Annotated in this window: 8 protein-coding genes; 3 read left to right on the forward strand and 5 right to left on the reverse strand. The window is 69.0% G+C overall.

The genetic code is table 11. The features are described from left to right. Positions 1-605 precede the first annotated feature (605 nt). The 5 genes from BKD26_RS02730 to BKD26_RS02755 all read right to left on the reverse strand — a co-directional run bounded on the left by BKD26_RS02730 (position 606) and on the right by BKD26_RS02755 (position 9,192). Entirely contained in the window at positions 606-2,213 is a 1,608-nt protein-coding gene (locus BKD26_RS02730; RefSeq protein ID WP_241518512.1) for an alpha/beta hydrolase, read from the reverse strand. Between the two features lie 733 nt (positions 2,214-2,946). Then, complete coding sequence (locus tag BKD26_RS02740) at positions 2,947-4,872, reverse strand: TniQ family protein (protein WP_084895255.1); 1,926 nt, start codon at positions 4,870-4,872, stop codon at positions 2,947-2,949. Next, positions 4,872-6,143, reverse strand: a complete 1,272-nt coding sequence (locus BKD26_RS02745; protein WP_241518513.1) for an AAA family ATPase — start codon at positions 6,141-6,143, stop codon at positions 4,872-4,874. The genes BKD26_RS02740 and BKD26_RS02745 overlap by 1 nt, the downstream gene beginning before the upstream one ends. Continuing rightward, positions 6,140-8,425, reverse strand: coding sequence for a transposase (locus tag BKD26_RS02750; protein WP_084895257.1), 2,286 nt, complete (start codon positions 8,423-8,425; stop codon positions 6,140-6,142). Before BKD26_RS02750 ends, BKD26_RS02745 begins: the two co-directional genes overlap by 4 nt. Continuing rightward, complete coding sequence (locus tag BKD26_RS02755; protein ID WP_241518514.1) at positions 8,419-9,192, reverse strand: TnsA-like heteromeric transposase endonuclease subunit; 774 nt, start codon at positions 9,190-9,192, stop codon at positions 8,419-8,421. Before BKD26_RS02755 ends, BKD26_RS02750 begins: the two co-directional genes overlap by 7 nt. Before the next feature lie 341 nt (positions 9,193-9,533). Between BKD26_RS02755 and BKD26_RS02760 the strand changes: the two genes are divergently transcribed. Genes BKD26_RS02760 through BKD26_RS02770 form a run of 3 tightly spaced genes read left to right on the forward strand, consistent with a single transcriptional unit; the run spans position 9,534 to position 10,979 of the window. Next, on the forward strand, positions 9,534-10,121 hold the full coding sequence (locus BKD26_RS02760; RefSeq protein WP_084895262.1) for an NUDIX hydrolase: 588 nt from the start codon (positions 9,534-9,536) through the stop codon (positions 10,119-10,121). 53 nt (positions 10,122-10,174) lie between these two features. Next, entirely contained in the window at positions 10,175-10,552 is a 378-nt protein-coding gene (locus BKD26_RS02765; protein ID WP_084895264.1) for a hypothetical protein, read from the forward strand. Further along, positions 10,542-10,979: a DUF6093 family protein gene (locus tag BKD26_RS02770; protein ID WP_084895266.1), complete on the forward strand. Its 438-nt coding sequence runs from the start codon at positions 10,542-10,544 to the stop codon at positions 10,977-10,979. The genes BKD26_RS02765 and BKD26_RS02770 overlap by 11 nt, the downstream gene beginning before the upstream one ends. Positions 10,980-11,005 lie beyond the last annotated feature (26 nt).

Consider the following 11,005-nt stretch of genomic DNA (forward strand, 5'->3'; position numbering starts at 1 on the left):
CCCGCAAGATCCGCCACAAAGTGAAGCGTCAATCCGCAGACTGCGGCGTCACTGGACACCGATTGTCCTTTCTTCCCCGTCGCTGCATCTGCGTGCACGCCAGATGGACGGTGAAGGAACGCGTAGGTCGGGGTCAGCCGGAAACTGCCCAGTCCGATCTTGCCTCTTCTGTTCGCCGATGCCGCGACCGCGCTGCTCGAAGATCTAGGATATCTGGCGTTTCCCACCGGGTACGTGCCGCTCGAGGGGACGGAGCGGGAGGCTGCTGGGCGCGAGGGATCAGCGGCTGCGTGCCCTCGCCGCCGTCTGCCGGATCACCGAACGCGCGGTCCAGGCGATTATCGCTGCTCTCGAACTGGTCGGCGTCTCGCACCCGGGTGAGTCAGCGCGGGGTTTGGGGCGCGAGCCGCACGGCGCCGGTGGCCGCGCCGGAGGGGCCGGGCACCGACTGCTGGTCTCCCTCGGCCTGATCGACCTCGGTTTCTACACCGACAGCGGCCAGACGGCCGAGAACACGCGCGCCTTCGTCGCCGCCGCCCGCGCGGCGAACCCCGGGTGTGGGGCGTGCGTGCCCGGCACGCGGAGTGTGGCGGGGGGCCCGGGCGTCAGCAGGTCGCGCCCGCCTTGACCGGCTTGAGGTCGATGAGGTAGCTGTCCACGGCGTTGTCCACGCAGCTGCTGCCGCGCCCGTAGGCGGTGTGTCCGAGTTCCTCGTAAGTCAGCAGCATGCCCTTAGGTAGCTGTCGGGCCAGGCTCTGTGCCTCGTGATAGGGCGTGGAGGGGTCGCCGGTGGTGCCCACCACCAGGACCGGGGGGAGACCGTCGACACTGACCCGGTGCGGGCCTGGCCCGCGGTGCGGCCAGCCCTTGCAGCCGAGTTCGGCGATCACGCTCTCGGACCCGAAGTCGCCCTCGGCGCGGTGGGCTTGGTCGAGGGCCTTCCAGTACGCCTGGGGGTCCTTGGGGTGGGGTATGTCAAGGCAGTCGACGGCGGTGATGGCCACGTCGGAGTTGTCGGGATGGCTCTCCTCCTCCTGCTCGTTGCCGCTGCCGGTGTCCTCGTCCTGGCCGGTGTCCCCGTCCTCCTCGGCGTTGCCCTCCTCGGTGTCCTCTTCGCCGGCGGCGATCTGGTCGAGCCGTGTTCCATCACCCTCGGCCGCCTCGCTCAGGGCTTGGGACAGGGCCTCCCACTGCTCCTCGGGGGTGTACATGGAGGTGACGATGGCGCTGTGCAGGGCCGCCGTGTCCAGCCCCCATTCGGCGTCGTCGACCGGCAGCGGCTCCTGTTCGGTTTGCGCGTACAGACCGTCGATCAGCTCACGAATGCCGTCAGGGGTGTCGGCGGGGCAGGCGTTGCCCACCACGTCGGCGCAGTACTCGGCGTAGTCGTCGACCGCTGCGCGGAAGCCGACGGCCTGGCTGCGGGCCCGCTCGACCCAGTTGAGCGAGGGGTCGATGGCCCCGTCGAGCACCATCGCGCGTACCCGCCAGGGGAACAGCTCGCCGTAGGTGGTGCCCAGATACGTCCCGTAGGACCAGCCGAAATAGGTCAGCTTGGTATCGCCGAGCGCGGCGCGCAGCACGTCCATGTCGCGGGCGGCGTCGGCCGTTCCCACGTGCGGCAGGATCGGGCCGCTGTGCTTTTTGCAGGCCGCGACCGTGCTCTCGGCTTCGGCCAGGGCGGCTTGGCGCTGCGCGGCCGTTGTGGGGTGCAGCGGCTGCGGCGCTCCGTCGTCGACCTCCTCCTCGCCCTCGGGACCGCAGTCGACGGCGGGTTTACTGCCAGCCACACCGCGCGGGTCGAACCCGACGATGTCGAAGCGGGCCCGTATTCGCTTGCTGAACGACTTGGCTCCGCCGTCCTGGAGCAGGGCGACCCCGGACTCCCCGGGGCCGCCGGGATTGACGACCAGCGACCCGCTGCGGCGGGCGGTGTCGGTTGCGGCGGCCCGTATGAGGGGGAGGGTGAAGGTCTTGCCGTTGCCGGGCGCCGAGTAGTCCATGGGGACCTTCAGCGTGGCGCACTCCTCCTCGCCGCAAGCCTTCCACCGGGGCTTTTGGTGGTAGAACGCGCGCAGGTCGGCGCGGGCGGCGGGATCATCGGCGGGCGTTTCGGAGGTGTTCTGCGTACAGCCGCTCAACGAAGTGGCGGCGAGGGCCGCCGCCACGGCCAGGACGACAGCGCGGCGATGCCGCTTGGCATGGGTGAACAAGGGTGATGGCTCCAGAGTCCGAACGCGAGCATCGCCGCGGGGCATGTCAGCGGCCCGGACATGGTACGAACCGAAACACCACCCTCACATCATTCTTAAGGAGAGGTACGTCTCGATTCCTCGTCCACAGGGATGACAACCAAGAGGGCCGCACAGCCCTCCGGGGTGCCGTCGGGCGCTTGGAAGCCCACCCCGTGAGGCCCCCGCTGTCGAGGGCACCACGGATCACCCGGCTGGCCTCCTCGGGGGACGTCGGCATCGTCGCAGCGAGGGCACGGGCGATCTGGTCGATACGGGCCTTCAGCTCCAGCTCACCGATACCGGTGCCCGCCTTCTGCTCGAACGCCGTCCGGTCGAACGAGGCCGAGGCACCCGCGAGGTCACCCGCGAGACGCCCGATGAGCTCCGGCGACAGTTCATCTTTGAAATCGGCCATCTCAATGCCCGCCCGCAGTCACGTCGAAGCCCCCGGCCGCTCGCCCCGTACGGCTCTCGGCCGGCGGGAGGAGGGGCTCGATGCGCTCCCCCTGTTCGTTCGGGAGCGGTGTGAATCTCGACCTCGGAATCATGGTTTCGAGTCTGCCAGGGACCACTGACACACGGTCCGGGCCGCTACTCTGAGCTGCCACGACACCACCCGCTATGCGCCGGCGTAGCTCGATCATGCCCAGCCGTTCACGGAGAGCCACTGACAAGCGGGCGCGGGCGAGTTACGCCGGGCGTCCGCCGCTTCTCATATCCCGTCGGCGGTGCTCCGGTCAGATGTAGCGGCCGAACTGTTCAGCTCGGAGGTATCGGGGGCCGCGGAGTCGCATTGCGCGGCGAGATGGGCGGCATACAGGTCGAGCCGGCGGCGGAGCTCAAGGCGTCCGGCCTTCTGGTTGGCCGGGGTGAGGAACTGGGCAACCTGGTCGACCAGCAGCCTCCGGTCCTGGCTGGGAAGCGCAAGAAGAGGGCAGTTGAGATGCTCGGACTGGGTGACCTCAACCCAGACGAGAACCGTGGCAAAGTCAGGCTCTTGCCGCGCCAGACGGCCGAGCTTGGGTATCCCGCTGCACAGCTCGGGCCAAACGCGCGGCGGCATCCGCCAGGTGGCCATGACGCGACGTCGGCGTGCGTAGTTGACCCGGTTGGGGCTGGTGTCGAGCTCGGCGGCGATCCGTTCGACGCCGGCTTCGAACTCCTCCCATAGGTTGCTGGGCACCGCCCTGTCGAGTACGTCGAGCGTCCCGCCGGCTACGCCGCGCGGCATGCCGAGTGTCTCGGCGCATCGGGCCCAGGTGCCGCCGGCGGTCATCTCCATCAGCTTCAAGGATGCGGCTTGCCGCAGGTGACGCACGGTTCCGATGTTGACCTGCGGCATGTGGTCGATAAGGTGAGCGAGATGGTCGTCGAACCAGGCTTGCGGCAGCAACTGCGGCACCTCCTCGGGGCTGAAGCCACAGTCCCGTGAAGGAACGCGCAGGTGACCGCCTCCGCGGCTGCCGCCGCCGGCGTGGAAGATGCGACGCCGCCGGACCAGGGAGCGGGCCAGGGACGCGGAAACCTCCGTGCCCCGCAGAATCTGGTAGGCGCGCTTCGGAGCTCGCTCATAGGCCGCCTGCATCAGTGGCTGGACACGTTCACGCAGCGACGACGGCTCGCGATCACCGAGGAGAGTGTCAGCAGCAAGGAGGAGGGCTCCACAGGTTGCGGGGTCACTCGGGGCTGGCCGCAAGTCCGCCATCCGCAGGTACTTGCTGGTGGTGGCCAAGGGGCCATCCAGGATCGCGGTGATCGGTGCGGCGTGGGCGTCGATGGGAGCGGCTGTCGCGTGCGTGGGCGAGAATTCGGCGCCGGCAGGCCAGCTGAGCTTGATCAGCTGAGCGGCGAGGATGAGATCAGGGAAGGGGTCACCCGGCTCGCCCGCAGCGGGTTCGGCAGGGTCTGGCACGAGTCGCCGATTCAGGCGTTCCTGCAAGCCGATCAGGCGGGCTCGCTCCGCTGCGGACAGGTGGCTTCCGCTGACCTGAGGAGCCGCGTCCAGCCGGGCCCCGCAGACGTCCCTGCGTTTCCCGGCAGCGCGTTGCTCCGACGTCGGGTTGCGGCACTGCAGGGGGTGGAGGTCGTCGCGCTGTGGTTCCCGGACCAGGCTGCCTCGGTTCTGCGACGCTCCGCCCAGCACGTTTCCGCATCTCGGGCAGACCACTTCCAAAAGGCGGTGATGCAGGGGGCAGGCGAAGACCACCGGCAGGTGCCAGCTCAGCTTCCAGGGCCCGCCGAAGGCGGACTGGACGGGGCTGCGGTTACCGCTCAGGCACTCGGGGCAGTACCGGCTGCTGGCGTTGAAGGCCCAGTACTCCCGCAGAGCAACCGTGTTGATCTTGGAGTGGACCTGGGCGTTCGCCAGCGGCGGGTAGGTGCTCCCGTAACGGCGGAGGGTGAGGTCGTTGGCTTCGGCTCGGGACAGCCGCGTGGCGGCGGCGAACGTGGTAGCGACGTCGTCGGGCAGGCCGATCAGGTGGTAGGCCGGTGGCCGGCGCTCGTACGCGGACAGCCCGCACAAGGTGGCGATCCGGCCGGGCGACCTGCCCAGGCGGTGAGCAAGCCGCAGGAGGAAGCCGGGCAGCGACTCTTCCGGCAGTGGGGCGAGACTGCGCGCGAGCGGGGGCGGTGTCATCACGCGCCTCCCGCGATTCCGGCCGCCGGGCCGTCGTCGTCGAAGACGCTGTTGCGGCCCGGCCGCTTCCTCTTCTTCGAGGCGGGCACCTCCGGGATGGAAGGCTGCTCGCCCGACTCGGCGTCCAGGTCAGGCAGGTCGGTGGGACTGACCGTGCACCTCTGGAGCAGATCGATCGTCAGCTGCTCCGCCTTGGTCTCGATGGCGTGGCGGCAGCCGGTCTGGATGAGTTTCTCCAGCAGGCCGACCACACCGTTCGTACGGCGGAACAGGTACTCGGGCATGTCGCCCGCGGTGAGCATGCCGTCGGGATCGTTCAACAGGCGAAGACAGCCCTCCAGCCCTCTGAGGTGGGCCGTCCAGGCAGCGATCTGCTCCGGCGTGTCGTACCCGAAGGGGTCGAGGTCGATCAGCTCGAAGCGTCGTTCATGCTGGGTGGCGGCATGGGCGTTGGGGCTGCGGCCCCGGTCCCTGACCGGTGGGAAGACCCACTGCTTGGTGACGGGGTCGCGCCGGCCGTCCCGCAGCAGCCCGGAGGTGGGGATGCCGACCCCGACCAGGATCAAGGTCACCGGCATGCTCATCATCTCGCGTATCAGGTCCAGCACGTCCTGGTCCGCCTCACGGTGGAGCTTGAGCCGCGTGATGTCGTCGATGACCAGCGCCTTGGTGGCATGGTCGAGGATCGCGGCGTTCACCGTGCGGACCAGATCCTCCAGCCGCATCCCCTTGTAGTCCTCGCCGTAGAAGTCCAGGATGCGCTGGCAGGTGGAGATCGGGGTGGCCTTGACCGGGCAGCGTACGTACGCCACCGGGGCGTGGAGGTCGCGTGTGCCGGGCATCGCGCCCGGGTTGATCTGCTGATTCAGCTCCAGCCACTCGTCCTCGAAGGCGGCCACTGCCTCGCAGACGGTCTCGGTCTTGCCCTGGGCGCCGCCGCCGTTGACCATCACCCCGGTACGGGTGCTCGCCTTGTGGCTGAAGGCTCCGTCCTCGATCCGGGTGCGCACCAGCCACGCCACGTCCTCGCTCATCGGAGTGGCCTGGACTGGCAGGCTGCTGTGGGTCGCCAGGCGATGCAGGTCGTAGATTCGCCGCTGCCGCGGGGTCATCCGGGCGTACTTGCCGGCCGACATCACGGGGGCGGGGATGAAGCTGCCGCGGGTCGTCCGCCACCGCTGCCAGCTGGCGTACCGGGTGCGGTCCAGCGGCGGCTCCGGCAGGAATGAGGCCGCGCCCGCCCACGGCGGCGTACTTCCGGTTGCGCTCACAGTCCCCCCTCGATGTCCTCGCGCTCGTCTTCGTCCGGCAGAGCCAGCAGGCTGCGTTCACGCAGCCGCTGCCCGAGCGCCGGAGGCGGGGCGGGGCGCTCGGGCACCGCCTTCTCCCGTCGGCGGCGACGCTCGTCGTCCACCGCTGCCTGCCCCTGCTGGGCTCGCTCCCGCCATCGCAGCGGCACGACGTTTTCTCCTTCCTCGGCTCGCGCCCGCTCGTCGGCAACGGCTTCGGTGGCACCGGGCGGGCGGTCGGCCGCCGCAGCCGCCACCTGGGCCATCTCGCGCGCATGCTCGATGCGCTGGCTCTTGGTCAGCCGGGTCGGCCACTGCTCGACGGGGACGTTGCCGCCGATCAGCTCCAGCAGCAGCGGCAGCAGTTCCGCGTCGGACTTCGGGGCCAGACCGCGGACGCGGACTTCGCGCATCGCCTCGCGCACCCGTGCGTCGCTGAACGCGGGGATCTCACCCTCGCGGGGCAGGCCCGTCCAGCGCAGGGTGTGCCAGTCATGGGTACGCGGGTCCTGGAAGAACACGAAGCGCGGGTCGCGGGGGTCGCGGGGGAAGACGTACCTGTTCTTGGCCACGCCGCCGCGGCGCGAGGGCATGAAGCGGTACTCGTCCAGCGCGTCGCCGTTGTACCAGAGGTTCTTGATCTTCACGCCGCGCTTGCCGTGGATCATCACCCGGTGGGCCGGCAGCAGCTGGTAGTACAGCTCAGGGCGGGGGATCTGCAGGGCGAAGCCGCCCTGGGCCATCGACGCCGCGAACAGGCTGTTCGGGCTGTGGTCACCACCGGGGTCCCAGCTCGGCGCGTACGACCCGAATCGCCTGTTCTGCCACACCCGGACGATCCAGGTGGCGATCACGTGCTCCATCTCGGCGACGGTCACAACCGCATCGCCCTCCGGGTCCACGCCGCGGTCCGCGGCGTCCACCCCCTGATAGCCCGGAAGGATCCGGAACAGCAGGGACTGGATGGCGCCGAAGGCCCGCTCCACGGCCTGCTTGTCGGTCGGGCGGAGAACCCGGGCCGGGCGTATGTTCGCCCCGATCACCCGCTGGACCTCGATCAGGTGATGGTTCTTGTACACCGATCCGTGGTCGGTGGTGACGGTCTCGGGGGCGAAGAACGGCAGGCCCGCAGTCTTGTGCCCTGCGAACTCGGCCACCAGCGTCGCCGGGACGCCCGGGTAGGCCCACTCCATCTCCTCGCCCCAGTCCGGCCGCATCGGCAGCGGCATCATCACGTCGCGCAGGACCATGGCCACGTCGACAGAGGTGTCCGAGACCAGGGTGAGCCGGAACGCCACGATCGAATGCGTGTACACGTCCAAGGCCAGCGTCAGGTGAACAGATACGGGTTCACCGAAGACGTCCTCGCGGACCTTGACGGGCAGAATCGTGGTGTCGAGAGCCACCACCTGGCCCGGGCGGTGCACCACGACGTGCTTGCCGGTGGCCACTTCCTGGGCGCGGGCGGCCGAGCGCACATACCGCTGCCGCGCCCCCGTGGAGCCGAACCACTCCTGCCACACCACCCGCAGCGTCTGGTAACTGGGGACGGGCTCGTCCGGCCCGAACGTCTCCCGGACGTACTGATGGATCAGGCGCTCGCGGTCCTTCGCGCTGAGCTTGGAGCGGTGCAGCGTCTCCGCGCGGACCGCGAACAGCGCCTCCCGCACGTTCGGTGAGATCCGGCGCCCGGTCGCCTCGCGAAGCCACCGGTCGTCGGCGACACCCACCGGTCCGAACCGGCGGCGGTCCATGTCCCAGCGGATCAGCGTCCGGTAGCCGGCCTGTTTCAGGCCGAGTGCGGCGGCCTCCTCGGGGTTCTCCGCCGCGGCCCGGCGCAGTTCCTCCGCCTTGGCCTGCCTGCGCTGTGTCAACGTCGTGGCGTCAGGGTCGTACTGCGGGCGCGGTTCACCCGGCGCTGCCAGCAGCGGGTCGCCGCTGCGGTAGCCGGTTCCCACCTCGTTCAGGTGCGCCAATCGCAGCAGAGTCAACTGCTGTTTTTCGGGCGGCAGGTCGGACATCGCCTTCGGCTGCCGCCCTCGGCTCGCGGCCGGCAGATCCCTACGAGTCCGGGTGGACGGCCGACAACCGGGATGATGCATCAGCTGCCGTACAGAGGTGTGCCAGGCAGGACCCTCGGACCGCACGAGGACCACCTTGCCCACCTGCGGCTCGAACCTCTCCACCGTCCACTCATCGCCACCGACGATCAGCTCGTTCCCCGGGGACAGCTCCCAGGCGGTCGCGGTCGGCGTCGTCACCATTCGCCTCCGCGTCGACGGTTGCCGGCCGCCAGGCGGACCAGGCTCGAGTCGGCCAGCGGGGCGGACAGGTCGACGCCCAGCCGGCGGTGCCACAGCAGATGCAGCGCGTGAGCCCGGGCGATCACCGAATAGCTGCACTGCTCAACCAGCTCGCCGAACGGGAGAGGGCCCAAGGCCGCTGCCTGCAACATCTCTTCCTGAACGTCCAGTTCATCCGTCAGGTCGCGCCGACCTGCCGAGAGACTGTCGACGATGCTCACGATGTGCTTCCGCCAGCCGGTCACCACGCTGTAGTTCCAGCCGGCCGCCAGTGCCGCCTCGGCCGACGCGGCGAACTTCACCTCGTCTTCCGGCTTGATGCGTTCCGCCGGTCGGACATCGACCAGCCACGGCCCCGACGCGGTCAGCAGCAGGAAGTCCGGGGTGTGCTTGACCATCCCGTCCGTGGTCAAGAAGTCCAGGCGAAACGGTTGTGCAAGCGCCTCCACGAGGTCAGCCGCGAAGTCGGCCATCAGGAGCAGCAGCTCCTCCTCGAAGCTCTCGAAGCCATGGTGCCGGTCAGTGCTGACCAGGTACTCCAGGCCCGGCCGGTGCCACTGGCCTGTCCGCCAGGTGAAACGGCGTACCGGCTGGCTTCGGAACACCTCGACCTCAGCGAGGTTCCGCACCGAGCAGGTGACCGGCGTCCGGCCCATGCGCCAGGTGGCAGTCCAGCGGTCGCTCCAACCCGCGCCGAGCTTTAGGGCCTCGCTGTAGGTCTCGTGCACCTGGTGCAGGCGCGCGAGGTCGCCCAGGCCGCAGGCGTCAGACCATAGGCCGGTCCGCTCAACTCTCCCCGTGGAACTGGACCCGCCAGATAAAGTCGAGACCACGTCTCCTCGCTCTCCGTCGCGAACTGATCACATGGGGACGAACATACGTCCAAGATCCACGCCGGGGTCTCGTTTCCGAAGATCCAAGGCACCCGCAATGGCCCCGTCGGAGCATCGCCCTTGTACGCAGATGACAAAAAGACTCTGCAATCCGGATGCGGTCGCGCCAAGGCAAGCTGGCACAAGACCAGTTCAGAGGGCCTTCCCAGTGACATCTACCGAAGGCAGTCGCAACAATGGTGCAGACAGAAGGCGGCTGGACCCGCCATCAAAGTCTTGAGCCCGTCCGAACACAGAACTTCTGCATCCACCGAGACGACGTCACACGACCCGATGGAAGCCGGGCCATCTTCGAGTACCAGGAGATCGGCCACGGCGCCGCGGTCGTCGCGCGACGACAGGACGGAAAGATCGCACTCGTTCGTGTCTGGCACTACCTTCACGGCGACACCCTCAACCTGCCCGGCGGAACGATCGAGCCGGACGAAGCCCCGGAGGCGGCGGCACTGAGGGAGCTTGAAGAGGAAGCGGGCGTCACTGCGGATCGTCTCGTGCCCCTCGCGGTGACACGCCTTCTGAATCGCTCCACGGTGCAGCTGCACCTCTTCGCGACCTTCGGGAACCTCACCACGGGACAGCGGAAACTGAGCGGCGCCGAGACCGGTATGACAGTGGAGTGGTGGGACCTCGAGGACGCGGTCACCGCAGCTTCGGACGGCACCATCACGTTGGCAGGTGGGGCGCTCGGGATTCTTCTCTTCGCGGAGGCCATACGCTCCGGCCGCCTCACCGCTCCACAGGAAGCCGCTGTCCGAGAGCCTTAGCGCGCCAGTGAGGATCGCTGGAGCTGTCCGACAGCCCTCCTAGCGTCGGCTGAATGGATCAGACGAACGACACGGCTGCCGCCCGGCGCGTGGAGATCAGCGCGCAGGGCGGTAAGGCCGACATCGAGATCGACGGCACACGGATAGACCCGAGGGCCGTCAAGGCGTACACCGTCAGTCATTTCGCCGGGGAGCGGCCGGAGATTCTGCTGCACGTTGCCGACCGCGGCGACAGCCAGTGGTCGGGGATGGCCCGCGTCGCGATTGCCGACACGCCCGACCCGGGGCCAGTGGCAGCCATCTTCCTGGACGCGATCGACCCGGAGGCCCTGGAACGCGCCGCGCTGGCACGGCCGGACCTCGGCACCGAGCCGTACTCGCTGACGAAGGCGATGCTCACCCAGCTTGGGGAGTGGGCTCGTGGCCTTTGATGTCGAGGGTGCGCGCCGGGTTGTTGGCCGCATCCTGGACGACAAGCTGGAGGTGTGGCGGGGCAGCGCAGGCCGTACGGATGACGTGCTGGACGAGACCACGGGCCGGCTCGTGCCGCCCGCGCCGGACGATGAGCTGGTCTGGGACGGCCTTGGTGCGGTGATGCCGATCGGCCGCCCGGCCATCACCCAGCCCGTCGGCGGGTCTGTCGCCGTCGAGCCGGCGGTCACCGACTATCAGGCCGTGTTGCCGGTCGACACCCCGGTGTTGCGGCGCGACGACGTGATCCGGGTTGCCGGTTCCGTGCGCCCCGGCGGTCCTCGCGATCCGCAGTTGGTGGGCCGTCGGTTCCGCGTCTCCGACGAAGCGGTGGGCACCTACACCGTGGTGCGCATTGTCAGGGTGCAGGTGATTCTCAATGACTGAGTCAAGTCGCCTGCGTAACCGGCGAG

It is taken from the genome of Streptomyces sp. CB03238, from assembly GCF_002099185.1.
Classification (GTDB): domain Bacteria; phylum Actinomycetota; class Actinomycetes; order Streptomycetales; family Streptomycetaceae; genus Streptomyces.